General features: G+C 69.8%; 24 protein-coding genes. 12 read left to right on the forward strand and 12 right to left on the reverse strand.

Annotation, left to right across the window (positions count from 1 at the left end):
* The first annotated feature begins 100 nt into the window (after positions 1 to 100).
* Positions 101 to 1102, forward strand: coding sequence for a nitroreductase family protein (locus tag ADBZ9K_RS04580; RefSeq protein WP_526618791.1), 1002 nt, complete (start codon positions 101 to 103; stop codon positions 1100 to 1102).
* A gap of 12 nt (positions 1103 to 1114) precedes the next feature.
* Here ADBZ9K_RS04580 and ADBZ9K_RS04585 read toward each other — a convergent pair whose 3' ends face one another.
* From ADBZ9K_RS04585 to ADBZ9K_RS04600, 4 genes are all read right to left on the reverse strand, one after another.
* Positions 1115 to 1414 (reverse strand): GlsB/YeaQ/YmgE family stress response membrane protein, encoded by a 300-nt coding sequence (locus tag ADBZ9K_RS04585; RefSeq protein ID WP_526618792.1) that lies wholly within the window; start codon positions 1412 to 1414, stop codon positions 1115 to 1117.
* 102 nt (positions 1415 to 1516) lie between these two features.
* Positions 1517 to 2527 carry an APA family fibronectin-binding glycoprotein gene (locus ADBZ9K_RS04590; RefSeq protein WP_526618793.1) on the reverse strand — a complete coding sequence of 337 codons (1011 nt, stop codon included), beginning with the start codon at positions 2525 to 2527 and terminating at the stop codon, positions 1517 to 1519.
* Between the two features lie 147 nt (positions 2528 to 2674).
* Positions 2675 to 3781 (reverse strand): sulfate/molybdate ABC transporter ATP-binding protein, encoded by a 1107-nt coding sequence (locus tag ADBZ9K_RS04595; protein WP_526618795.1) that lies wholly within the window; start codon positions 3779 to 3781, stop codon positions 2675 to 2677.
* Positions 3782 to 3787: 6 nt separating this feature from the next.
* The gene (locus tag ADBZ9K_RS04600; protein WP_526618797.1) at positions 3788 to 4600 is read right to left on the reverse strand and encodes an ABC transporter permease; all 813 of its coding nucleotides are present in this window, start codon (positions 4598 to 4600) and stop codon (positions 3788 to 3790) included.
* A 146-nt stretch (positions 4601 to 4746) separates the two neighbouring features.
* On the opposite strand from ADBZ9K_RS04600, the gene ADBZ9K_RS04605 reads away from it, so the two are divergent.
* The 4 genes from ADBZ9K_RS04605 (at position 4747) to ADBZ9K_RS04620 (ending at position 8927) form a co-directional block, all read left to right on the forward strand.
* Positions 4747 to 5424 (forward strand): SDR family oxidoreductase, encoded by a 678-nt coding sequence (locus tag ADBZ9K_RS04605; RefSeq protein ID WP_526618798.1) that lies wholly within the window; start codon positions 4747 to 4749, stop codon positions 5422 to 5424.
* Between the two features lie 179 nt (positions 5425 to 5603).
* Complete coding sequence (ndh, locus tag ADBZ9K_RS04610; protein WP_526618800.1) at positions 5604 to 6974, forward strand: type II NADH:quinone oxidoreductase Ndh; 1371 nt, start codon at positions 5604 to 5606, stop codon at positions 6972 to 6974.
* 116 nt (positions 6975 to 7090) lie between these two features.
* The gene (locus tag ADBZ9K_RS04615) at positions 7091 to 7459 is read left to right on the forward strand and encodes a hemophore-related protein (protein ID WP_526618803.1); all 369 of its coding nucleotides are present in this window, start codon (positions 7091 to 7093) and stop codon (positions 7457 to 7459) included.
* Positions 7460 to 7610: 151 nt separating this feature from the next.
* A complete protein-coding gene (locus tag ADBZ9K_RS04620) occupies positions 7611 to 8927 on the forward strand; it encodes a sensor histidine kinase (protein WP_526620732.1) in 1317 nt (438 codons plus the stop codon).
* On the opposite strand, the gene ADBZ9K_RS04625 is transcribed toward ADBZ9K_RS04620, so the two are convergent.
* From ADBZ9K_RS04625 to ADBZ9K_RS04660, 8 genes are all read right to left on the reverse strand, one after another.
* Positions 8918 to 9550, reverse strand: a complete 633-nt coding sequence (locus tag ADBZ9K_RS04625) for an urease accessory protein UreD (protein ID WP_526618805.1) — start codon at positions 9548 to 9550, stop codon at positions 8918 to 8920. The genes ADBZ9K_RS04620 and ADBZ9K_RS04625 overlap by 10 nt on opposite strands.
* 6 nt (positions 9551 to 9556) lie before the next feature.
* Positions 9557 to 10249 carry an urease accessory protein UreG gene (gene ureG / locus ADBZ9K_RS04630; protein ID WP_526618807.1) on the reverse strand — a complete coding sequence of 231 codons (693 nt, stop codon included), beginning with the start codon at positions 10247 to 10249 and terminating at the stop codon, positions 9557 to 9559.
* Positions 10250 to 10259: 10 nt separating this feature from the next.
* Positions 10260 to 10919 carry an urease accessory protein UreF gene (locus ADBZ9K_RS04635; RefSeq protein WP_526618809.1) on the reverse strand — a complete coding sequence of 220 codons (660 nt, stop codon included), beginning with the start codon at positions 10917 to 10919 and terminating at the stop codon, positions 10260 to 10262.
* Positions 10919 to 12640 carry an urease subunit alpha gene (locus ADBZ9K_RS04640; RefSeq protein WP_526618811.1) on the reverse strand — a complete coding sequence of 574 codons (1722 nt, stop codon included), beginning with the start codon at positions 12638 to 12640 and terminating at the stop codon, positions 10919 to 10921. The genes ADBZ9K_RS04635 and ADBZ9K_RS04640 overlap by 1 nt, the downstream gene beginning before the upstream one ends.
* Positions 12637 to 12951 carry an urease subunit beta gene (locus ADBZ9K_RS04645; protein WP_526618813.1) on the reverse strand — a complete coding sequence of 105 codons (315 nt, stop codon included), beginning with the start codon at positions 12949 to 12951 and terminating at the stop codon, positions 12637 to 12639. Before ADBZ9K_RS04645 ends, ADBZ9K_RS04640 begins: the two co-directional genes overlap by 4 nt.
* Positions 12952 to 12967: 16 nt before the next feature.
* A complete protein-coding gene (locus ADBZ9K_RS04650; RefSeq protein WP_526618815.1) occupies positions 12968 to 13270 on the reverse strand; it encodes an urease subunit gamma in 303 nt (100 codons plus the stop codon).
* A 51-nt stretch (positions 13271 to 13321) separates the two neighbouring features.
* Positions 13322 to 13750 (reverse strand): PaaI family thioesterase, encoded by a 429-nt coding sequence (locus ADBZ9K_RS04655; protein ID WP_526618816.1) that lies wholly within the window; start codon positions 13748 to 13750, stop codon positions 13322 to 13324.
* A 136-nt stretch (positions 13751 to 13886) separates the two neighbouring features.
* The gene (locus ADBZ9K_RS04660) at positions 13887 to 14642 is read right to left on the reverse strand and encodes an iron reductase (protein WP_526618817.1); all 756 of its coding nucleotides are present in this window, start codon (positions 14640 to 14642) and stop codon (positions 13887 to 13889) included.
* 242 nt (positions 14643 to 14884) lie between these two features.
* On the opposite strand from ADBZ9K_RS04660, the gene ADBZ9K_RS04665 reads away from it, so the two are divergent.
* The 7 genes from ADBZ9K_RS04665 to ADBZ9K_RS04695 all read left to right on the forward strand — a co-directional run bounded on the left by ADBZ9K_RS04665 (position 14885) and on the right by ADBZ9K_RS04695 (position 22750).
* Entirely contained in the window at positions 14885 to 15301 is a 417-nt protein-coding gene (locus tag ADBZ9K_RS04665) for a BlaI/MecI/CopY family transcriptional regulator (RefSeq protein WP_526618818.1), read from the forward strand.
* Positions 15302 to 15315: 14 nt separating this feature from the next.
* Positions 15316 to 16242 (forward strand): M56 family metallopeptidase, encoded by a 927-nt coding sequence (locus ADBZ9K_RS04670; protein ID WP_526618820.1) that lies wholly within the window; start codon positions 15316 to 15318, stop codon positions 16240 to 16242.
* Positions 16243 to 16296: 54 nt separating this feature from the next.
* Positions 16297 to 17760 carry an NADP-dependent phosphogluconate dehydrogenase gene (gene gnd, locus ADBZ9K_RS04675; RefSeq protein ID WP_526618821.1) on the forward strand — a complete coding sequence of 488 codons (1464 nt, stop codon included), beginning with the start codon at positions 16297 to 16299 and terminating at the stop codon, positions 17758 to 17760.
* 26 nt (positions 17761 to 17786) lie between these two features.
* Positions 17787 to 19223 (forward strand): GuaB1 family IMP dehydrogenase-related protein, encoded by a 1437-nt coding sequence (locus ADBZ9K_RS04680; RefSeq protein ID WP_526618823.1) that lies wholly within the window; start codon positions 17787 to 17789, stop codon positions 19221 to 19223.
* 200 nt (positions 19224 to 19423) lie between these two features.
* Positions 19424 to 20788 (forward strand): CNNM domain-containing protein, encoded by a 1365-nt coding sequence (locus ADBZ9K_RS04685; protein WP_526618825.1) that lies wholly within the window; start codon positions 19424 to 19426, stop codon positions 20786 to 20788.
* Positions 20788 to 21843: a CBS domain-containing protein gene (locus tag ADBZ9K_RS04690; protein WP_526618826.1), complete on the forward strand. Its 1056-nt coding sequence runs from the start codon at positions 20788 to 20790 to the stop codon at positions 21841 to 21843. The genes ADBZ9K_RS04685 and ADBZ9K_RS04690 overlap by 1 nt, the downstream gene beginning before the upstream one ends.
* Positions 21836 to 22750 carry a 3-methyladenine DNA glycosylase gene (locus ADBZ9K_RS04695; RefSeq protein WP_526618828.1) on the forward strand — a complete coding sequence of 305 codons (915 nt, stop codon included), beginning with the start codon at positions 21836 to 21838 and terminating at the stop codon, positions 22748 to 22750. Before ADBZ9K_RS04690 ends, ADBZ9K_RS04695 begins: the two co-directional genes overlap by 8 nt.
* Positions 22751 to 22764 lie beyond the last annotated feature (14 nt).

Raw genomic sequence — 22764 nt, forward strand, 5'->3', positions numbered from 1 at the left:
GGGACCTATGGCACCCGATCGGGGCCTTTCGGAGCCTGTGCCCGACCGGAATTCGGTGTGACGGTGGAACGGATAACGACTGGTTCGGCAAGGAGCGAGCATGGACAAGGAACTGCCCGACAAGGCGACCGTCGAAGCGGCGCTGGCGCTGGCGGTCCGCGCACCATCGGTGCACAATTCCCAGCCGTGGCGCTGGCGAGTCGGTGAGGAGAGCGTCCACCTCTACGCCGACCCGGCCCGGCACCTGCCCCGCATCGATCCGGGCCGGCGCGATTTGATGCTCAGCTGCGGCGTTGCGCTGCAACACTTCACCGTCGCCCTGTCGGCTCTCGGCTGGGCCTGCGAGGTCCACCGCTTTCCCAACCCGGCCGATCCCGATCACCTGGCCAGCGTGCAGATCATCGGGCCGGCGCTCAACGAGCAGGACATCGCGCTGGCCGCAGCGATACCGCGACGGCGCACCGACCGGCGATGGTTCTCCTCCTGGCCGGTCCCCAGCGGCGACATCGCGCTGATGGCCGCGCGCGCCGCGCGCGCGGGCGTCGCCCTGCGACGGGTGGAGGAGGTGGGCGACCTGGCGCAGGTGGTCGCGCACGCCGTGCGGGAGCACATCAGCGACCCGGAGTATCTGGCCGAACTGTCGATGTGGAGCGGCCGGCACGGCACTCCGGCCGGAGTGCCCGCCCGCAACACCCCCGCCTCGCAGCGACAGGGCAGATTCCCGGCGCGGGTGTTCGCCAATCCGGTTCTGAATCAGCCCAGCGGCGTGGAGGCTCGCGATGACGCCGGCGTGGTGCTGGTGCTGGCCACACCCACCGATGACCCGCTCGCGCTGCTACGCGCGGGCGAGGCCACCGGGGTGGTGCTGTTGACGGCCACGGCATTGGGATTGGCCAGCTGCCCGCTCACCGAACCGCTCGAGATCGCGGCCACCCGCGACGAGGTCCGGACGAAACTGCTTGGCGGCGACGGCTTTCCGCAAATGCTGCTGCGGGTCGGGTGGGCCGCCCTCAACGCCGACCCGCTGCCGGCGACGCCGCGGCGGCCGCTGTCCGACGTGGCCGCCCGCCTCGACGGAGTGCCGCTCGAGGCCGACGGCTGACCCGGCTGCCGGCTAGCGCTTGCGCACCATGCCGACGATCCACAACAGGATCACCGAACCCAGGATCGCGGTGAACAGCGTGAACCACCAGCCGCCGCCGGCGGTGTTCAGGAAGAAGCTCAGCAGAAAGCCACCGATGAGGGCGCCGATCACGCCGATGACGATGTTCATCAGGATGCCCGAGCCACCGCCCTTGACGATCTTGCCGGCAATCCAGCCGGCGAGCGCGCCGATGATGATGTAGCCGATCCAGCCGACACTGGTCAGTGTCGTTGAACGGGCGAGGAACTCGGTCGCTGCCAGCACGTCCATCACGGTCTCCTCCGAGTCGCTGGCCAGCGTCGATGCTGGCCGCTATCTCTTTGGTATACCGCCGTCAGGTAACGAATGACCGGTCGAAACGGCCACGATCACCTACGTGCCAGGTGTCATTCCGGGAACCGGTGTCTCCACCGGAACCGGCACCCCGAGCGGAATCCGGCCACCCGCGGTCGGCGGCGGGGCGTCGACAACCGGTGCGTTGGGATCCGGAGCGGGCGGAGGCGGCGGCGAGTACGGCCGGATGGACTCCGCCAGCGCCTTGGCGGCGGCAGGGTCGATCGGATCCTTCGCGGTACCCAGCCACACGACGAACCAGCGCTGGTTGCGCAGCTCCTTGGGAGCGTTGGGTGCAACGGTGCCTACCACGCCGGCCCAGATCTGACCGTTGGGCTTGGTGGTGTCGGTGAACTTCACCTCGTAGGACGAGAAGTAACCGGGCATGTCACCGGCCTGCAGCGCACCGCTCTGCTGGTTGATCCGCACCCCGGGGAACGGCATGAAGAACTCGCCCATGTCCGAGGCCAGCCGGATCGCGGCCTTGCTGTTGTCCTGTTCGGCGCCGGCGAACAGCTTCAGGTCGAGCCGGCCCAGGATGACGCTGGTGTCGTTGGCCGTCGGCGCGGGCTGGCCGTTCTCTGCCGGTGCGGTCTGCTTGCTCAGCAGCGCCTGACCGTAGTTGAGGCGCGAGGCGTCCGACACCGTCCAGCCGGCCGGGAGCAGGTAGCTGAATCCACCGGTGGCGTTGTCCACGCGGCCCGGTTCAGGTGCCGGCGCCGGTGCGGGCGGGGGCGCGTTGGGGTCCACCGGTGCGGGCGCCGGTGCGTTCGGGTCCACCGGTGCGGGCGCCGGTGCGTTGGGATCCACCGGTGCGGGCGCCGGCGCGTTCGGGTCCACCGGTGCCGGTGGAACCTCGGTTGCCGGCGGCGCGGCCGGGGCGACGGGTGCGGCCGGGGCGGCCGTCGTCGTGGGTGTCGGTGTCGCGGGATCCGCGAGCGCCGACGTCGACGGCAGGGCGATCGTGACAGCGCTGGCGGCGGTCACCGCGGTGACCGCGAACGCCGTCCACAGGCCCGGGCGTCGCGAAATCGGGTCCGGCTGCGTCATGGCGATGAACCTACCGTGTTACAGCCGTGACGCAAGTGTGGCCTGCTCACGATGTGGCACCCAACGGGGCTGTGACCAGCCCACAAATTTCGGCATTCACGCAGGTCGTGGGCGGGTAGCTGGGCGGGGCGCCCGCCTGTGGGCAGGTCAGGTTCCCAGCGAGTCCACAGCCGGCCGCGCCGCGGCGTGCAACGCAACCTCTTGAGCCTTGACGGTGAACCACACCCGATCGCCCGCGCCGAGCCGAAGCGCGGCCGCAGAGTCGGCGGTGATGTCGGCGGCCAAGCCGGGCGAGCCGTCGGACTGCTCCTCGCCCCGCACCCGCACCCGGGCACCGTCGGCGTCCAACTCCCCGACGCAGACCTGCACGCTGTTGCGCGGACTGCCGTGCGGCAGCTCGCGGTACACCGCGACGGCGGCCGGCGAGAACACCGCGACGGCGGCGGCCCCAACAGACAGGTCTTCGGCCTGCCTGCCGTGCCACAGCGTTCCGTTCGCGGCGCGCACGGCCGCCGATCCGGCCAGCACGCCTCGAACCACGTTGACCCCGGCGATGCGCGCGCCGAAGACGCTGCGTGGCGCGGCCAGGACGTCGCCGACCGGACCGATCTCGGCGACCCTGCCCGCCTCCAGCACCAGCACCCGGTCCGCCAGGGTCAGCACGTCGAGCAGGTCGTGGGTGACCAGGACGGTGGCGCGACCGTCGGCCGACGCCACCGACCGCAGCAGGCCCCGCACCGACGCCGCAACGCCCACGTCCAGACCGGCCAGCGGTTCGTCGAGCAGCAGGACCTCCGGTTCGGCGGCCAGTGCCCGGGCGATCGCCACCCGCTGTGCCTGCCCGCCGGACAACTGCTGGGGCTTGCGCCCGGCCAACTCGGCCAGGCCGACGTTGTCCAGCCACGCTGCGGCCTCCCGGCGGGCCTGCGCCCGCCCGGTCCCGTGGCTGCGCGGCGCGAACTCGACGTTGGCCCGCACGCTCAGGTGGGGAAACAGCAGTGGATCCTGCATCAGCAGACCCACCCGTCGCCCATGGGTGGCCATCTGGACGCCGGCCGTGGTGTCGGTGAGGGTCCGCCCGCCGACCCGCACCACGCCCGTATCGGGCTGCAGCAGACCGGCGATGACGTGCAGCATCGTTGACTTCCCGGCCCCGTTGGGGCCCAGCACCGCCAGCACCTCCCCGGCCCCGACCTGGAATGCGACATCGAGCTGCCGCCGGGTCACCGTGGCCGCGAACTGCAGCTCAGCCATCGGGGCTCACCTGCCGGTCCAGCCGGACAACCGGCGCGCACCGAGCCCGAGCACGACCACCGCGGCCACTACGACCAGCAGGAGGGACAGCGCGACAGCGGCGTCCGGATCACTCTCGCGCTGCAGATAGATCTCCAGCGGCAATGTCCTGGTGACGCCCTGCCGCGATCCGGCGAACGTCAGCGTCGCGCCGAACTCACCCAGCGAGCGGGCGAAGGCCAGTACCGCACCCGACACCAGGCCCGGTGCGAGCAGCGGCAGGGTCACCCGCCACCACACGGTCCCCGGGGTCGCCCCCAGCGTCGAGGCCACGACGTCATAGTCCGCCCCGGCCGTTCGCGCCGCCCCCTCCAACGCGATCACCAGGAACGGCAGCGACACGAACGTCTGCGCCAGCACCACCGCGGTCGTGGTGAACGCGATCCGGATCCCGGCGGCTTCCAGGTAGTGCCCCAGCAGACCCACCCGACCGAATGCGTAGAGCAGGGCGATGCCGCCGACCACCGGTGGCAGCACCAGCGGCAGCAGGATCAACGGACGCAGGGTGCGGACCAGCCGTCCGTCGCTGCGGGCCAGCACCAGGGCCATCGGCACGCCCAGCAGCAGGCACAGTGCCGTGCTGGCCGCCGCGGTGCGCAGGCTCAGCAGCAGGGCCGCTTGTGAGGCCGTGCTGGTGACCAGTGCCCAGAAATGCGTCCAGTCCACCCTGGCCGCCATCGACACCAGCGGCAGCAGCACGAACGCGGCGCCCAGGGCCGCCGCGGCGTACACCCAGCGGGGCAACGGAGGCGCTGACCTGCGTGCGCCGCTCCGCCTCATCCGTCACACCCTAGGGCGAATCGGCACGTCGTGTCCGGATCGTGTCGTTACCGCATTAGCACCTGTAGCTACTGTCCAGTAACATTTCCTTCCGATCGACGCCAACTCGCATGGGATCTCGCCCATGGCGTGCCACGAGGAGGTCAATGGCGATGGATGTGCTGGTCACCGGCGGTGATACCGAATTGGGTCGCACCATCGCGGAAGGCTTCCGCGATGCCGGCCACCGAGTCGTCATCAGCGGCGCCCGCCGCGACGATCTCGAGGTGGCCGCCAAGGAACTCGAGGTCGACGCGATCGTGTGCGACAGCACCGACCCGGCGGCACTCGCCGAGACCCGGACCGAGTTCCCGCATCACCTCGACACCATCGTCCACGTGCCCGCCCCGGCCTGGGCCGGCGGCGACCCGCGGACGTACACGCTGCCCGACACCGCCAGTGCATGGCGCACCGCACTGGACGCCACCGTCCTGTCGGCTGTGCTGCTGGTGCAGAACATCGGCGATCACCTGCGCTCCGGCGGATCCATCGTGACCGTCGTCCCGGAGAACCCCCGGGAAGGCAGCGCGGATGCCGCCGTCAAGGCGGCATTGTCGAATTGGACTGCAGGACAGGCCGACTACTTCGGCACCCGGGGTATCACCATCAACACGGTGGCCTGCGGCCGCAGCGCCGAGCCGTCCTACGACGGGCTGTCCTCGACGCCGCCGTCGGTGGCGGCGGAGATCGCCCGCCTGGCGCTGTTCCTGACCACTCCGCCGGCCCGGCACATCACCGGCCAGACCGTGCACGTGGGACGCGGCGCGCTCGCCAACTTCGGCTGACGGCGCCCGTCACGCCTGCCGCGTCACCGCCGTCGCCGGGGCACCAACCCGGGAGCCTGGGTTCCTAGCGGCTGCGGTGGCACACATCACGTCGTCCTAGCGGGGACTGATGCGAAGTCTGCCCGCGGGGCGACTACCGTAGGGGTTGTCCCGCGCACGTCGTTGAGGAGCGAGCAACAATGACCCACCCCGGTGCGACTCCGTCGGATAAGCACAAGGTCGTCATCATCGGATCCGGCTTCGGCGGGCTGAACGCCGCCCAGAAGCTCAAGCGGGCCGACGTCGACATCAAGCTCATCGCCAAGACCACCCATCACCTGTTCCAGCCGCTGCTGTACCAGGTGGCGACCGGCATCATCTCCGAAGGCGAGATCGCCCCGCCCACCCGGGTGGTGCTGCGTGACCAGGAGAACTGCCAGGTGCTGCTCGGCGAGGTGACCAACATCGACCTCGCCAGCAAGACGGTCGATTCGATCCTGCTGGGCCACACCTACCGCACCCCCTACGACACGCTGATCGTGGCCGCCGGCGCCGGCCAGTCCTACTTCGGCAACGACCACTTCGCCGAGTGGGCGCCGGGCATGAAATCCATCGACGACGCTCTGGAGCTGCGTGGTCGCATCCTGGGTGCATTCGAGCAGGCTGAACGGTCCAGCGATCCGGTTCGCCGGGAGAAGCTGCTGACCTTCGTCGTCGTCGGCGCGGGCCCCACCGGCGTGGAGATGGCCGGTCAGATCGCCGAGCTGGCCGACCACACGCTCAAGGGCGCCTTCCGCCACATCGACTCCACCAAGGCGCGGGTGATCCTGCTCGACGCCGCCCCCGCGGTGCTGCCTCCGATGGGTGAGAAGCTCGGTAAGAAGGCGGCGGCCCGGTTGGAGAAGCTGGGTGTCGAGATCCAGCTCAGCGCAATGGTCACCGACGTCGATCGCAACGGCATCAGCATCAAGCGCACCGACGGCACGATCGACCGCATCGAGTGCGCCACCAAGGTGTGGTCTGCCGGCGTGTCGGCCAGCCCGCTGGGCAAGCAGATCGCCGACCAATCCGGGGCCGAGATCGACCGCGCGGGCCGGGTCAAGGTGCTGCCCGACCTGACCGTCCCCGGCCACCCCGACGTGTTCGTCGTCGGCGACATGGCCTTCGTCGAGGGAGTTCCCGGGATGGCCCAGGGCGCCATCCAGGGCGCCCGCTACGCCGCCAAACTGATCAAGGCCGAGCTCAAGGGCGCCGACCCGGCCGCGCGGGAGCCATTCGAGTACTTCGACAAGGGCTCCATGGCCACCATCTCCCGATACTCGGCAGTCGCCAAGGTCGGCAAGATCGAATTCAGTGGCTTCTTCGCCTGGTTGGCCTGGCTGTTCCTGCACCTGATCTACATGGTCGGGTTCAAGGCGCGTCTCACCACCGCCATGTCCTGGATCAGCACGTTCATCGGCAGCCACCGCGGCCAGCTCACCATCACCGAACAGCAGGCCTATGCGCGGACACGGATCGAGCAACTCGAAGAGATCGCCGCGACGGTGGAGGACGAGAAAGCCGCCTCCTGAGGCGTGAGCCATTGCGTGCGCTGGGAATTGGCCGTGAGCGCACGCGAAATCACACTGGACGCCCACATGCTGCCCTAGCATGATCGGCGAAGACATACTCATAGCGAGGGGGCCCGATGACATCACGTCGTACCGTGCGTCGTGCAGCTGCGGCAGCGGTTGGCGCCGGCGCGGTGTTGCTGAGCGTGGCGGGCCCCGCCGCGGCCGACCCGCCGCCGCCCAACTGCACCACCGCCGACATGACCGGCATCATGGCCGGCGTGTCGGCGGCCATGTCCGCCTATCTGTTCACCCACCCCGACGTCAACGGGTTCTTCACCGGACTGCAGGGGCTGCCCAAGGCTCAGATCGGCGCGCAGACCCAGCAGTACCTGGACGCCAACCCGCAGGTTCGGGCCGACCTGGATGGGATCCGGCAGCCGTCGACCGATTTCCGTGCTCGTTGCGGACTCGGTCAGCGCCCGTTGGCTCCCGGCGTGGCCTGACCGCGTCGCACTCAGCGGGGCGCGGCCGGCACCATAGGGTGGTCGGCGTGATGTTCGCCCGCCTGCACCGCACGCCGAGTCCAGGTGCTTGGCCGTGGTGGTGAAGCCCGACGAGATCGTCTACCGCGTGCTGCAGCGGCTGCCCAACCGCATGCTCTCGCTGCGCACCATCGTCATCGTTGCGGCGCTGTCGGTAGTCGTGCTGGTTCTCACCTTGGGCACCTGGGTGTGGGTCGGCGTCACCCACGACCAGTACAGCCAGCTCGACCGCCGGCTGGACTCGGTCAGCAGCCTCGGCGACTTCAGTTCCCTGCTGTCCACCGCCGGCCCCGGCGGGGTCGGCACGCCCACCCCGGACGGCAACCTGGTACGCACGGTCCGGGTGGGCGGTGGGCTGGCGATGTCGGTGCCCGCCGACATCGTCTTGCCCGAGCTGGGCAACGGCTATGCCAACACCACCATCGACGGCGTCGAGTACCGGGTGCGGACCTTCTCGGTGGCCGGCGCGTCGATCGCGCTCGGCGCGCCGCTGGCCGAGACCCAGCGCCGGATCGCCGAGCTGCACCTGCGGGTGCTGCTGATCTGCGCCGGGGTCATCGCCGGCACCGTCGTCGTCGGCTGGCTGATCTCGCTGATCATGATCAACCCGTTCCGGGTGCTGGCCCAGCAGGCCCGCGCCATCAACGCGCAGTCCAATCCCGACGAGGTGCAGGTGCGGGGGGTCAAGGAGGCCGTCGAGATCGCCGAGGCCGTGGAGGGCATGCTGGCCCGCATCGGCGACGAGCAGGCCCGCACCAGGGCGGCGCTGGAGTCGGCGCGGGATTTCGCCGCGGTGGCCTCCCACGAGCTGCGCACCCCGCTGACCGCGATGCGCACCAACCTTGAGGTGCTGGCCACCCTGGACCTGGCTGCCGACCAGCGCAACGAGGTGATCGGCGACGTCATCCGCACCCAGAGCCGCATCGAGGCCACTCTGACCGCGCTGGAGCGCCTGGCCCAGGGTGAACTCACCACCGCCGACGACTTCGTCCCGTTCGACGTCACCGAGCTGCTCGACCGCGCCGCCCATGATGCCGAACGCATCTACCCGGACCTGAAGGCGTCGCTGGTACCGTCACCGGCCGTGCTCATGGTCGGACTGCCGGTCGGGCTGCGGCTGGTGATCGACAACGCGATCGCCAATGCGGTCAAGCACGGCGGAGCCACCGAGGTGCGGCTGGCGGTGGCCAGCTCAGTCGACGGGGTCCAGATCACCATCGACGACAACGGCAGCGGAGTCCCCGAAGATGAGCGCGACGCCGTCTTCGAGCGGTTCTCCCGCGGCTCGACGGCGTCCCGCTCCGGATCGGGACTGGGTTTGGCGCTAGTCGCCCAGCAAGCCGAATTACACGGCGGCACAGCATCTTTGCAAACAAGTCCGCTCGGCGGTGCCAGGCTGGCGCTGTCGCTGGCTGGCCGTCACGAGTAGAGCCGCGCGCCCTGCCAAGTCGAGATGCTGCCGCCGCCGGCCAGCGCCATGGTGGTCCCGGCGGCGTCCGTGGCCGGCTCGGGATAGTGCAGTTCGCTCACCACGGCCAGCGGGGTGCCGAGGGCGTCGTCGGCCACTGAGCCCGGCCCCAGTTCCACCCGGTGCCGCAGTAGCGGAACATCGTCGGCGTCGGCGTGCAGGGCGCCGCTCCACCACCCCTCGCTCTCACCGGAGCGGCCGATCTGCACCCGCTCGCGGATCCGCAGCCGGGCCGCGCCGGCCAGGCAGACCCGGACCTCGCTGAGATGGCGCGCGTCGGCGGCCACCACCGTCGGCTCCGGGTCGACGTCGAGTTCGCCGCCGACCTCCAGATCCCAACGGGCCCATGATTCCCGGCTGCCCGCGCCGGGCAACACGATGGTGGCTGCCGCGGTGCGCAGCCGCAGGCGCGCACCGGGTTCCACGACGACCCGGATCGCGATGGAGTCACCGCCCAATGGGGTGGCAGCCTTCGACACCAGGTGCACGGTGTCCGGTTCGGTGCCCCGGGCGGCGATTCCGCCGTGGCATTCGATGCGGGGCAGCAGTCCCGGCTGCGCCACCACGAGGACATCGGACCGCACGGATACTCAGGCCGGTTGGTGGACGCGCAGCTGCTCACGCACCCATGTCAGTACCGGGGAGGCAGCCGGATCCTCGGTGAGTGAGATCAGCACGGTCGGGCGACCGTCGCGGACCTTGCCGGCATCGCGGCGCATCACGTCGAGGTCAGCGCCGACCAGCGGAGCCAGATCGGTCTTGTTGACCACCAACAGGTCGGAGAACGTCACCCCCGGTCCGCCCTTGCGGGGCACCTTGTCGCCGCCGGCCACGTCGACGACGAAGATCTGCACGTCGACCAGCCCCGAGGAGAACGTCGCGGTCAGGTTGTCCCCGCCGGATTCGACCAGGATCAGGTCCAGCTGATCGTGAGCGGCAATCAGGTCGTCGATGGCGTCGAGGTTGGCGGTGATGTCGTCGCGGATCGCGGTGTGCGGGCAGCCGCCGGTCTGGACGGCCGCGATCCGGTCGTCCGGAAGCACGGCGTGCCGGCGCAGGAAGTCGGCGTCCTCGGTGGTGTAGATGTCGTTGGTCAGCACCGCCAGCGACAGCTCGTCGCGCAGCTGTCGGCACAGCGCGGCCACCAGAGCCGTCTTCCCGGAGCCGACCGGTCCGCCGATGCCGATGCGCAGCGGCTCACCGGGCAGGCGGACGCGTTTCGGACGGTCGGCATGGGTGTGCGGTTCGCCCGCCGAACCAGAAGAGATGAAATGTGGTGGCATGGTGCTTCTTTCAGGAGAAGAACAGTGGACGCTCACGCTGAGCATGGCGCTGAGCCAGCTCGTCGAGCAGTGGGTCGGACAGGTCGGCCGGCCCGGCGACCGCGTCGTGGGCGGTCTGTTCGCACAGCGGGGCCAGGGTGAACGTCAGGGCCGCGACATCGGTCGGGTCGAGTGCCAGCAGCCGCTGAGCGGCGGTGGCCGTGCCGGTCATCGTGGTGTAGACGGTCGACAGCGCGGTCTGCTCGGGGTCCATCCCACTGACCATGCCGACCCGGCCCGCCGTCACGGCCAGGTGCGGCCGTGCCCCCAGCGCGTCCCAACCCCAGTCCTGGGCCGGGGCCGGCCAGACCCGGCGGGCCAGCCGCAGCAGCCCGCGGCCCTGCGCGCGCGAGGCCTGCCGGGCCGCCGGCGCCGGTGTGCGGGCATCGGTTTCGGCGTCGGCGTCGGCGTCGGTGAGATCACCGCGATGCACCGCGGCCGCGATGGAGGCGCCAACCAAGCCGCTGGTGCGGATGCGGCGGCGCAGATAGGCCTCCAGCGTGGTGAGGTCGACGACCAGGCCGCTGGTCACCGCCTCCTCCACGCCGCCGGAGTGCACGTGTCCCCCGGTCGGCAACCGCGAATCGGACAGGGTCAGCAGGGTGCTCAGCGACGGGGAATGCGTAGCCATCAGAACAGGAAGTAGCGCTGTGCCATCGGAAGTTCGGTGGCGGGTTGTTCGGCCCACACCTCGCCGTCGATGCGGACGGTGAAAGTGTCGGGGTCGACCTCGATGCGCGGCCGGGCGTCGTTGAGTGGCATCTGGGCCTTCCCGACCGCCCGCACGTTGCCGACCGCGACCAGCTTCCGGTTGACCGCGATCCGGTCGGCCAAGCCGTCCTCGATGGCCTGCGGGGCGACGAAATGCACCGAGGTCGCCGCCGCGGCGGCCGGTGCGGCACCGAACATCGGGCGCGGCAGCACCGGCTGCGGGGTGGGGATCGAGGCGTTGGCGTCGCCCATCGCCGCCCAGGCGATCATGCCGCCCTTGATCACCGCATGCGGGCGCACACCGAAGAACGCGGGTTCCCAGAGCACCAGGTCGGCCAGCTTGCCGACCTCCACCGAGCCGACTTCGTGGTCGATCCCGTGGGTGACGGCCGGGCAGATGGTGTACTTCGCGACGTAGCGGCGCACCCGGTTGTTGTCCGCCGCACCGTCGCCCTCCAGGGCGCCGCGCCGGCGCTTCATCACGTGGGCGGTCTGCCAGGTGCGCAGCACCACCTCACCGATGCGGCCCATGGCTTGGGCGTCGCTGCCGATCATCGAGATCGCGCCCAGGTCGTGCAGCAGATCCTCGGCGGCGATGGTCGACGGCCGGATGCGGCTTTCGGCGAACGCCAGGTCCTCGGGGACGGCGGGGTTGAGGTGATGGCAGACCATCAGCATGTCGAGATGCTCGTCGAGGGTGTTGACGGTGTGCGGGCGGGTCGGATTGGTGGAACTGGGCAGCACGTAGGACTCGGCGGCCACGGTGATGATGTCGGGTGCGTGCCCACCGCCGGCGCCTTCGGTGTGATAGGCGTGGATGTTGCGGCCCTTGATCGCGGCCAGGGTGTCCTCGACGAAGCCGGCCTCGTTGAGCGTGTCGGTGTGGATGTTGACCTGCACCCCGGCCGCCTCGGCCACCGTCAGGCAGGCGTCGATCGCCGCCGGAGTGGTACCCCAGTCCTCGTGCAGTTTGAAACCGGCTGCACCGCAACGTAATTGCTCCCACATGGCCTCGTGGCTGACGGTATTTCCCTTGCCCAGCAGTGCGACGTTGAGCGGCCAAGAGTCCATCGACTCCAGCATCCGCGCCAGGTGCCAGCCGCCGGGCGTGACGGTGGTGGCCTTGGAGCCTTCGGCGGGCCCGGTACCGCCGGCGATGATGGTGGTGATGCCGCCGCCGATGGCTTCTTGCATGATCTGCGGGCAGATCAGGTGCACGTGGCAGTCGATGGCGCCGGCGGTGAGGATGCGGCCGTTACCGGCGATGATCTCCGTCGACGGGCCCACCACCAGGTCGGGGTGCACGCCGGACATGATGTCGGGGTTGCCCGCCTTGCCGATCGCGACGATGCGCCCGTCACGGATTCCGATGTCGGCCTTGATGATTCCCCAGTAGTCGATGATCACCGCACCGGTGATGACGGTGTCGGGGGCGCCGTCGGCGCGGGTGGCCCGACCCTGGCCCATCGACTCGCGCAGCACTTTGCCGCCACCGAAGACCGCTTCGTCGCCGGCCAGACCGGGCCCACCGCTGCGATCTTCGGTGATTTCGACGATGAGGTCGGTGTCGGCCAGCCGGATGCGATCGCCCGTCGTGGGGCCGAACAGGGCGGCGTAACGCGCCCGCGAGAGCGCGGTCACTGGCGGTCCAGCTTTCCGGGCGGGTTCAGGCTCAGGCCGTGCACCTCACGTGAACCCGCCAGTGGCACCAGGCGAACCCGCTGCGCCACACCGGGTTCGAAGCGCACCGCGGTTCCGGCGGGAATATCGAACCGGTGTCCGTGGGCGGCCGCGCGATCGAACGACAGCGCGGCATTGGCCTGCGGCAGATGCACATGGCTGCCGACCTGCACCGGCCGGTCGCCGGTGTTGACGATGTCGAACTCGATACGGGGGGCGCCGGCGTTGATCTCGATATCGCCGTCGCCGAGGAAGACCTCGCCGGGAATCATGCTGCCCTCCAGAGGCTCACGGGATCGGGTGGTGGACGGTGACCAGCTTGGTGCCGTCCGGGAAGGTGGCCTCGACCTGCACGTCGTGCAACATCTCGGGCACGCCCTCCATCACCTCGGCACGGGAGAGCACGTCGCGGCCGCTGACCATCAGCTCGGCCACGGTCCGGCCGTCGCGCGCGCCTTCCAGGACGTGGTCGGTGATGAGCGCGACCGCCTCGGGGTGATTCAGCTTCAGCCCACGTGCCTGCCGCCGGCGGGCGAGGTCGGCGGCGTAGGAGATCAGCAGCCGGTCGGTTTCATGCGGTGTGAGTCGCATAGAGCGCGATCCTGCCATGAGTGGCGGCTGCGGGCAGATCGACGGGGATGCCTAGCGCGGCGGCGGCTCGGGCTCCAGATTCTGCAACCGCACCTGACCGCGGGCGATCAGGCGGTCCTTGTCGTCGCGGATCGTCACCAGCCACAGCTGCTGGCGCCGGCCGCGATGCACCGGCTCCGCGACACCGTAGACGGTGCCCTCGGTGATGGCCCGCAGAAAGTCGGTGTTGTTGTTGACCCCCACGACGTTGCCGCCGCCGTTGGCGGCAAGCCAGACGTAGGCTGCCGAGCTGGCCATCGACTCGACCATCGCGCAGTAGACACCGCCGTGGACGATGCCGACGGGCTGCAGCAGCTTGGGCAACACCTCCAGCTGCGCCTTGGCGCCGTCGGGGGTCAGCTCGGTGAACACCAGGCCGAGCTGCGCGTCGAAGGGGGCGGCGAAATCGATCAGCTCGGTTGGCGTGGGCTCTGATTGCACGCATCTGTGTTTACACCAGCCGGCCGGCCCGAATGAGGGACGGACCCCGCGTGTGAAACGCGGGGCCCGTCCTCGGGATGGACCGGGGGTCTCTGCAGCCCTCAGGACTCCGGCGCGGTCCGCTCGTTCGATGTTCTTACACTAGGCAAGGCTTGCCTAAGTTACAAGGCCTACGCGCCGGCGGGCCCAACGCACGCACGGGCAGGCCGAACCCGGCGAGCGCATCGAGAACCGCCTGACCTCGCCGCATAGAGGTGAGCTCGCCACCGCCGGTGAGCAGCGGCACCTGGGTGGCGGTGATGATCACGGCCGAGCCGACCATCTGCCACATAGCCGCCTGGGTCAGCGCGCCCCGGCTCAGTTGGTACAGCTGGTCGAAAATCGGCGCCAGCGAGCGATGGCAGCGGTGCGCCATCCAGGTGGCCAGGGCGGGCTCGTTGGGCAGCCGGACGACGTCGGAGGTGGCCGGATCGTCGGGCAGCACCCGCAGCGTGGGGTCCACCACCGCCGTCCAGTCGATCGCCCCCTCGGAGTCGACGTGCATCCACAGATTTCCGGGCCCGGCGTCCCAGGCCCGGCCCTCGAGCACCAGCAGGGTCACAACCCGGCCCAACACGGCATGGGTGAAGGTGGCCGCCAGTTGGTGGGCGACGGCGCGACGATTGCCGAGTTCGGCGGCCGCGGCCTCGAACATGTCGGCCAGCCGGTCGGTGGTCAGCACCGACTCCAGCGGCCACCACCGCCGCCGGGAGAGGTCGGCCAAGACGGCCACGCCGTGCACCCGGGGAGCGTCCGGGCTCAGCCGGCGCAGCCGACGGCTGGATTCGTGCAGAGGCACCATGCGGCGAATCGTCATGGTGCTGATCAACGGGTCCACCACGGCTGTGGTCACGGCACCTCCTCTGTAATTTAGGTAAGCCTAACCATAAGTTACAGTGGTCAGTACAGCCTTGCCTTATGTGAGTGCTGTCACAACTAGGGCGGTGTCGTGGCCGGTGGCCTGCGATTTTCGGGTAACCAGGCAAAAGCCCGGGAACACCGACGGTGCCGCCGGGAGTTAACCCGCAAAGTTGGATACGACGCGCGGTAGTAACCGGGAGTACCCTTGACTCACAGCAACGGAGATGAACGGAAATGCCCAAGTTGACTCGTCTCGGCGAACTTGAACGCGCGGTGATGGACCATCTGTGGGCCGCAGGCGAGCCGTTGACGGTCCGCCAGGTCCATGAGGCGCTCTGTGCGGAACGGGATCTCGCCTACACCACCGTGATGACGGTGCTCCAACGGCTCGCGCGCAAGAACCTGGTCTCCCAGATCCGCGACGACCGAGCCCACCAGTATGCCCCGGTGCACGGCCGCGATGAGCTGGTGGCCGGTCTGATGGTCGACGCCCTGGACCAGGCCTCTGACTCCGGTGGCCGCCAGGCCGCGCTGGTCCATTTCGTCGAGCGGGTCGGCGCCGACGAGGCCGCCGCACTGCGCCGGGCACTGTCGGAATTGGAAGCCAAACACCGTTCACCCTGGCCCACTGGCGGCGCACCCCTGACCTGAGGGAAAATGGCAGCGTGTCCGCGCTGGCCTTCACTCTCCTCGCCTTGACGCTCGTCGGCCCCGTGCCGGCGGTGCTGGCGCGGGCGTCGTGGCCAATGCGGGCGCCTCGAGCGGCAATCGTGTTGTGGCAGTCGATCGCTGTCGCCGCAGTACTGTCCGCGTTCAGTGCCGGTCTCGCTATCGCCGCCCGGCTGTTCGCCCCCGGACCCGACGGCCGGCCGACCGCGACGATCACCAGCGAAATCGCGGCGCTCGGCTGGCCGCTCTGGCTGGGCTATGTCCTGGTCTTCACCGTTACCCTGCTGATCGGCGCGCGCCTGATCCTGGCGGGTGTGCAGGTCGCCGTGGCCACTCGCCGGCGCCGGGCGCACCACCGCATGGTGGTCGACCTGCTCGGGGACTGCCGCCATGGGATGAACGGGTTGCGGGTGCTGCACGTGTCCGAGCCGCTGGCCTACTGCCTGCCCGGGGTACGCAGCCGGGTGGTGCTCAGCGAAGGCACCCTGGCCGCCCTCAGCGACGCCGAACTGGTGGCGATCCTCAGCCACGAGCGCGCCCATCTGCGCGCTCGCCACGATCTGGTGCTGGAGGCGTTCATCGCCGTGCACACCGCTTTTCCCCGCTTCGTCCGCAGCGGCAGCGCACTGGCCGCGGTTCGGCTGCTCGTCGAGCTGCTCGCCGACGACGCCGCGGTGCGCACCGCGGGCCCCGCTCCCCTGGCTCGCGCGCTGGTCGCCTGCGCGGCCGGACCGACACCCTCGGGCGCGCTGGCAGCCGGCGGGCCCAGCACGGTGATCCGGGTACGCCGACTCTCCGGACGACCCAACAGCGGGTGGCTCTCGCTGGGCGCCTACGTCGCGGCCGCCACCGTGCTGGTGGTCCCGACGCTCGCGGTCGCGGTGCCGTGGCTGACCGAGCTACATAGACTATTCCTATCGTGAAAGTTTCTGTGCCACACCATTACAACTGAATCATTAACAACTGAAAGGCGCTTGATGAGCTCATCGCAGACGGACAGCACGGACGGCACCGCGCAGATCGGCGTCACAGGTTTGGCGGTGATGGGCTCCAATATCGCGCGCAACTTCGCCCATCACGGCTACACCGTCGCGTTGCACAATCGCTCGGTCGCCAAGACCGATGCCCTGCTCGCCGCCCACGGCGCCGAGGGCACCTTCGTGCGCACCGAGTCGATGGCCGAGTTCGCCGCCGCCCTGGAACGCCCGCGCCGCGCCCTCATCATGGTCAAGGCCGGCGATCCCACCGACGCGGTGATCGACGAACTCTGTGAGGTCTTCGAGCCGGGCGACATCATCATCGACGGCGGCAATGCGCTCTACACCGACACCATCCGCCGGGAGAAGGCGGTGCGCGAGCGCGGCCTGCACTTCGTCGGGGCGGGCATCTCCGGCGGCGAGGAAGGCGCCCTCAACGGGCCCTCGATCATGCCGGGCGGGCCCGCGGAGTCCTACAAGTCCCTGGGCCCGCTGCTCGAGGAGATCTCCGCACACGTCGACGGCGTCCCCTGCTGCACCCACATCGGCCCGGACGGTGCCGGCCACTTCGTCAAGATGGTGCACAACGGCATCGAATACTCCGACATGCAGCTCATCGGCGAGGCCTACCAGCTGCTGCGCGACGGGCTGGGCCTGAGCGCACCTGAGATCGCCGAGATCTTCGCCGAATGGAACAAAGGCGACCTGGACAGCTACCTGATCGAGATCACCGCCGAGGTGCTGCGCCAGACCGATGCCAAGACCGGCAAGCCGCTGGTCGACGTCATCGTCGATGAGGCCGAGCAGAAGGGCACCGGCCGCTGGACGGTCAAGTCGGCCCTGGACCTCGGGGTTCCGGTGACCGGTATCGCCGAGGCGGTATTCGCCCGCGCGCTGTCCGGCTCGGTCCCCCAGCGCAAGGCCACCACCGGCCTGGCCTCCGGCGATTTGGGTGAACAGCCCACGGACGCAGCGCAATTCATCGATGACGTCAGCAAAGCGCTGTACGCCTCGAAAATCATCGCCTACGCCCAGGGCTTCAATCAGATCCAGGCCGGCAGCGCCGAGTACGACTGGGGCATCACCCTCGGCGACATGGCCACGATCTGGCGCGGCGGCTGCATCATCCGGGCCAAGTTCCTCAACCGGATCAAGGAGGCCTACGACGAGAACGCCGAGCTGGCCACGCTCATCGCCGCGCCATACTTCCGGGACGCGGTCGAGGCGGGTATCGACAGCTGGCGTCGCGTCGTGGTCAAGGCCACCGAGCTCGGTATCCCGGTCCCCGGCTTCGCCTCGTCGCTGTCGTACTACGACGCGCTGCGCACCGAGCGGCTGCCCGCGGCGCTGACCCAGGGGCTGCGCGACTTCTTCGGCGCGCACACCTACGGGCGCGTCGACGCCGACCCGGCCGCGCGCTTCCACACGCTGTGGAGCGGTGACCGCAGCGAGGTGCAGGCCTGACCTGGCGTGCGCACTAGGCTGATCGGGTGCGCTTTCTCGACGACCAGCGGCCTCCGTACGACCTGACCTACGACGACGTCTTCATCGTCCCGAACCGATCCGACGTGGCGTCCCGGTTCGATGTCGACTTGTCGACCTCCGACGGCACTGGCACGACGATCCCGGTCGTGGTGGCCAACATGAACGCGGTCGCCGGCCGCCGGATGGCCGAGACGGTCGCCCGCCGTGGTGGCATCGTCGTGCTGCCCCAGGACCTGCCGATCGACGCGGTCACGCAGACCGTCGAGTTCGTCAAGAGCCGCGACCTGGTGGCCGATACCCCGGTGGTGCTCGGGCCCGAGGACTCCGTCTCCGACGCGGTCGCCCTGATCCACAAACGGGCGCACGGCGCGGCCGTGGTGCTGTTCGAGGGCCGCCCGATCGGCCTGGTCACCGAGGCCGCCACCGCTGGCGTCGACCGCTTCGCCCGGGTGCGCGACATCGCCGTCAGCGACTTCGTCACCGCGCCCGCCCATACCGACCCGCGGGCGGTGTTCGAACTCCTCGAACACGCCCCGGTGGACGTGGCCGTGCTCACCGAAGCCGACGGCACGCTGGCCGGCGTGCTCACCCGCATCGGCGCGGTGCGCGCCGGCATCTACGCCCCTGCCGTCGACGCCAAAGGCCGGCTGCGGATCGCCGCGGCCGTCGGCATCAACGGCGACGTGGCAGCCAAGGCCCAGGCACTGGCCGAGGTCGGCGTGGACGTCCTGGTGGTCGACACCGCCCACGGCCACCAGCGCAAGATGCTCGAGGCGATCAAAGCCGTGGCGTCGCTGGACCTGGGCATCCCGTTGGCGGCCGGCAACGTCGTCTCCGCCGAGGGCGCCCGCGACCTGATCGGCGCCGGCGCCTCGATCGTCAAGGTGGGGGTCGGCCCCGGCGCGATGTGCACCACCAGGATGATGACCGGTGTCGGGCGCCCGCAGTTCTCCGCTGTTCTCGAATGTTCCACCGCGGCAAGGGAACTCGGTGGGCATGTCTGGGCCGACGGTGGGGTGCGTCATCCCCGCGATGTGGCACTGGCGCTGGCGGCCGGCGCGTCGAACGTGATGATCGGCTCCTGGTTCGCCGGCACCTACGAATCCCCCGGTGACCTGATGCGCGACCGGGACAACCGGCCCTACAAGGAGAGCTACGGGATGGCCTCCAAACGGGCGGTGGCCGCGCGCACCAGCGCCGACAATGCCTTCGACCGGGCACGCAAGGCCCTGTTCGAAGAGGGCATCTCCACCTCGCGGATGGCGCTGGACCCCGAGCGGGGCGGCGTGGAAGACCTGCTCGACCACATCACCTCCGGGGTCCGCAGCACCTGCACCTACGTGGGTGCGGCCACCATCGCCGAACTGCACGAACGGGTGGTGCTGGGGGTGCAGTCGGCCGCCGGATTCGCCGAGGGGCATCCGCTGCCGGCGGGCTGGTGACCTCCGGGCACGACCACCGAGCCGCTACCATGGGGATTCATTCTGACCCCCGACGAGGAAAGGGATCCCGTGCCGCAGGCACCCGTCGAGGCCCCCGCGGAGCGGGCTGCCCCGGACGAGCGGCCAGCCGACGAGGCCGACGCCGAACCCTCCACTAGTCGGCCGGGCACCCGGCCCGGCAGCACGTTATCGAGGGCATCGTGAGCGTTGTTTTCACGTTGCTGAGCCTGTTGGCGATCGCTGTTCTGACCTTTGGCACAGCCCTGTTCGTCGCCGCCGAATTCTCCCTGACCGCATTGGAACGCAGCACGGTCGACGCCAACGCCCGCAGCGGTGACCGGCGCGACAAGTTCGTGCAGCGCGCACATCGCACCCTGTCCTTCCAGCTCTCCGGCGCCCAGATCGGCATCTCCATCACCACCCTGGCCACCGGTTACCTCGCCGAACCGGTGCTGGCGCGGCTGTTGGATCCGGTGCTGGACGCCCTGCACGTGCCGGCCACCGCGGTCCCGGGGATCTCGCTGGCCCTGGCCATCCTGATCGCAACGTCGTTGTCGATGGTGTTCGGCGAGCTGGTGCCCAAGAACCTGGCGGTGGCGCGGCCGGTGCCGACCGCGCGGGCCACCGCTGGATTCCAGCTGGCGTTCTCGCTGGTGATGACCCCGGTGATCAAACTCACCAACGGCACCGCCAACGGCATCCTGCGCCGGCTGGGGATCGAACCGGCCGAGGAGCTGCGCTCGGCGCGCTCACCGCAGGAGCTCGGTTCGCTGGTCCGCAGTTCGGCCGAACACGGCTCGCTCGACAAGGTCACCGCCGCGCTGGTCAACCGGTCTTTGCAGTTCGGCTCCCGGATCGCCGAGGAATTCATGACGCCGCGCACCGAGATCGAGGTGCTGCAGGCCGACGACACCGTCGCCGATCTGGTGGCCGCCGCCGACGACACCGGCTTCTCCCGGTTCCCTGTCGTCGAGGGCGACCTCGACGAAACGATCGGCATCGTGCACATCAAGCAGGTGTTCGCCCTGCCGCACGAGACACGGGCGACCACCCCGCTGCGGGCGTTGGCGATCCCGGTGCCGACGGTGCCCTCCACCCTGGACGGGGACGCCCTGATGGCCCAGGTGCGGGCCAACGGGCTGCAGACCGCCCTGATCGTCGACGAGTACGGCGGCACCGCCGGGATGGTCACCGTCGAGGACCTGATCGAGGAGATCGTCGGCGATGTCCGAGACGAGCACGACGACTCCACCCCCGACGTCCAGAAGTCCGGGTTGGGATGGCGGGTCACCGGGCTGCTGCGCATCGACGAGGTCGCCGAGGCAACCGGCTTCCGGGCCCCGGAGGGTGAGTACGAAACCATCGGCGGGCTGGTGCTCGAGAAGCTCGGACACATCCCGGAGCCCGGCGAATCGGTCGAGCTGGCGGCTTTCGACCCCGACGGCCCGCTCGACGACCCGGTGCACTGGCGGGCCACCGTGGTCGAGATGGACGGCCGGCGCATCGACCAGCTGGTCCTCACCGAGCTCGGTCGCCGCGACGACACCGAGGGCGGGCAGCGGTGATGGGCACCGACATCTTCGGGGTGCTACTCACCCTGGCCCTGCTGGCGACCAACGCCTTCTTCGTCGGCTCGGAGTTCGCCCTGATCTCGGCCCGCCGGGACCGGCTGGAGGGCCTGGCCGAACAGGGCAAGAAGAGCGCGGTCACCGTGCTGCGGGCCGGTGAGCAGCTGTCGCTGATGCTGGCCGGGGCCCAGCTGGGCATCACGGTGTGTTCCATCCTGCTGGGCCGGGTCGGCGAGCCGGCCGTCGCCCACCTGCTGGAGAAGCCGTTCGATCTGGTGGGCGTGCCCGACGCGGTCCTGCACACGGTGTCGTTCCTGGTCGCGCTGGCCGTGGTGGTGACGCTGCACGTGTTGCTCGGTGAAATGGTGCCCAAGAACATCGCCATCGCCGGGCCCGAGAAGACGGCCATGCTGGTCGTGCCGATCTACCTGGTCTACGTCCGGGCCGTGCGGCCGTTCATCGGGTTCTACAACTGGGCGGCCAACACCACGCTGAAGATGTTCGGCGTCGAGGTCAAGGACGAACTCGATGTGACGGTGTCCACCGTCGAGCTCGCCGAGATGATCGCCGAGTCCCGGTCCGAGGGCCTGCTCGACCCCGAGGAACACCTGCGGCTGACCCGCGCCCTGCAGATCCGTAATCGCGTCGTCAACGACGTCGCGGTGCCGCTGGCCCAGATCCGCGCAGTACCGGTCGACGGCCCGGGCCGCGGTCCGACCGTACGCGCGGTCGAGAAGGCACTCACCGACACCGGCTATTCGCGGTTCCCCGTGGTGGGCACCGACGGCGCCGTGCTGGGTTATCTGCACATCAAGGATGTGCTGTCCCAGATCGACCGGCCCGACTCGGTTGTCGACGGGTCGGTGGTGCGCCCACTGCCCCGGGTGTCCGCCGACATGCCGCTGCCCGACGCACTGTCGCTGCTGCGCCGCGACAACAGCCACCTGGCGCTGGTGACCGCCGCCGACGGCAGCGTGTGCGCGATGGTCGCGCTGGAAGATCTGGTCGAAGACCTGGTCGGCACGGTGCGCGACGGAATGCACCGTGCCTGACCGACCAGGACGGATTCTGGCCGAAGCGGACTGGACCGCCCGCGCTGCCGAACACCGGTCCCGCGTCGAGGCGTTCACCGGACCCCACGAGCAACGCACCCGCCACGGCGACGCTCATCCGGTGTGGGATTTCCTGTTCACCTACTACAGCCTGCGACCGCGCCAGCTCAAGGTGTGGCACCCGGGCTTCGGCACGGTGCTGGCCGGCCCGTCGGCCGCGGCGTACCTGGGCCGGGCCGGCTACCAGGCCAGCGCCGGCGGAGTCAGCGTGAGCCCCGATCATCTGCGGTCGCGACTGCCCACGGTGTCCTTCGTGGCCGGGTTGCTGCGGGCCACCGCGCAGCGCGCCCCGCAGCTCGGCTGTTTCGGCATGCACGAATGGGCGATGGTGTACCGCACCGATGCCGTCCGCCACGACCGGGTGCCACTTCGGCTGGGCCCGGCCGGCACCGACGCCGTCGTCGAATCGATGCCGTTGCGCTGCACCCACTTCGATGCCTACCGGTTCTTCACCCCGGCCGCCGCGCCGCTCAACCGCGGGGTGCCTACACGGGCCACGCAGAGCGACTGGGAGCAGCCTGGCTGTTTACACGCCAACATGGACCTCTACAAGTGGTGCTACAAACTCGGCCCGCTGGTCGAGTCGGAGCTGCGGGTGGACTGCCTGCAGCTGGCCGCCCAGGCCCGCGAGCTGGACATGCGTGCCGGGCCCTATGACCTGCGCGCCTTCGGGTTTGAGCCGATCGCGGTGGAGGAACCCGCCGGGCGAGCGGAATACGTGCGACGCCAGGGAGTCATCACCGAACGAGCCGGCCCGCTGCGCCGGGCGCTGCTGTCACGGTGCCAACGGCTTCTGGCCTACGACGCTGTGTCGGAGACCCCCCTACCTGCGGGTAATATGAATTGATTGTCGTGAGGGAG

The organism is Mycobacterium sp., assembly GCF_965229265.1.
Taxonomy (GTDB): Bacteria; Actinomycetota; Actinomycetes; order Mycobacteriales; family Mycobacteriaceae; genus Mycobacterium.

Excerpts from the sequence above, each read along its gene's own strand:
- ADBZ9K_RS04580 (WP_526618791.1), top strand. The coding sequence starts at position 101 with ATGGACAAGGAACTGCCCGACAAGGCGACCGTCGAAGCGGCGCTGGCG.
- ADBZ9K_RS04585 (WP_526618792.1), bottom strand. The coding sequence starts at position 1,414 with ATGGACGTGCTGGCAGCGACCGAGTTCCTCGCCCGTTCAACGACACTG.
- ADBZ9K_RS04590 (WP_526618793.1), bottom strand. The coding sequence starts at position 2,527 with ATGACGCAGCCGGACCCGATTTCGCGACGCCCGGGCCTGTGGACGGCG.
- ADBZ9K_RS04595 (WP_526618795.1), bottom strand. The coding sequence starts at position 3,781 with ATGGCTGAGCTGCAGTTCGCGGCCACGGTGACCCGGCGGCAGCTCGAT.
- ADBZ9K_RS04600 (WP_526618797.1), bottom strand. The coding sequence starts at position 4,600 with ATGAGGCGGAGCGGCGCACGCAGGTCAGCGCCTCCGTTGCCCCGCTGG.
- ADBZ9K_RS04605 (WP_526618798.1), top strand. The coding sequence starts at position 4,747 with ATGGCGATGGATGTGCTGGTCACCGGCGGTGATACCGAATTGGGTCGC.
- ndh (WP_526618800.1), top strand. The coding sequence starts at position 5,604 with ATGACCCACCCCGGTGCGACTCCGTCGGATAAGCACAAGGTCGTCATC.
- ADBZ9K_RS04615 (WP_526618803.1), top strand. The coding sequence starts at position 7,091 with ATGACATCACGTCGTACCGTGCGTCGTGCAGCTGCGGCAGCGGTTGGC.
- ADBZ9K_RS04620 (WP_526620732.1), top strand. The coding sequence starts at position 7,611 with ATGCTCTCGCTGCGCACCATCGTCATCGTTGCGGCGCTGTCGGTAGTC.
- ureG (WP_526618807.1), bottom strand. The coding sequence starts at position 10,249 with ATGCCACCACATTTCATCTCTTCTGGTTCGGCGGGCGAACCGCACACC.
- ADBZ9K_RS04635 (WP_526618809.1), bottom strand. The coding sequence starts at position 10,919 with ATGGCTACGCATTCCCCGTCGCTGAGCACCCTGCTGACCCTGTCCGAT.
- ADBZ9K_RS04645 (WP_526618813.1), bottom strand. The coding sequence starts at position 12,951 with ATGATTCCCGGCGAGGTCTTCCTCGGCGACGGCGATATCGAGATCAAC.
- ADBZ9K_RS04650 (WP_526618815.1), bottom strand. The coding sequence starts at position 13,270 with ATGCGACTCACACCGCATGAAACCGACCGGCTGCTGATCTCCTACGCC.
- ADBZ9K_RS04665 (WP_526618818.1), top strand. The coding sequence starts at position 14,885 with ATGCCCAAGTTGACTCGTCTCGGCGAACTTGAACGCGCGGTGATGGAC.
- gnd (WP_526618821.1), top strand. The coding sequence starts at position 16,297 with ATGAGCTCATCGCAGACGGACAGCACGGACGGCACCGCGCAGATCGGC.
- ADBZ9K_RS04690 (WP_526618826.1), top strand. The coding sequence starts at position 20,788 with ATGGGCACCGACATCTTCGGGGTGCTACTCACCCTGGCCCTGCTGGCG.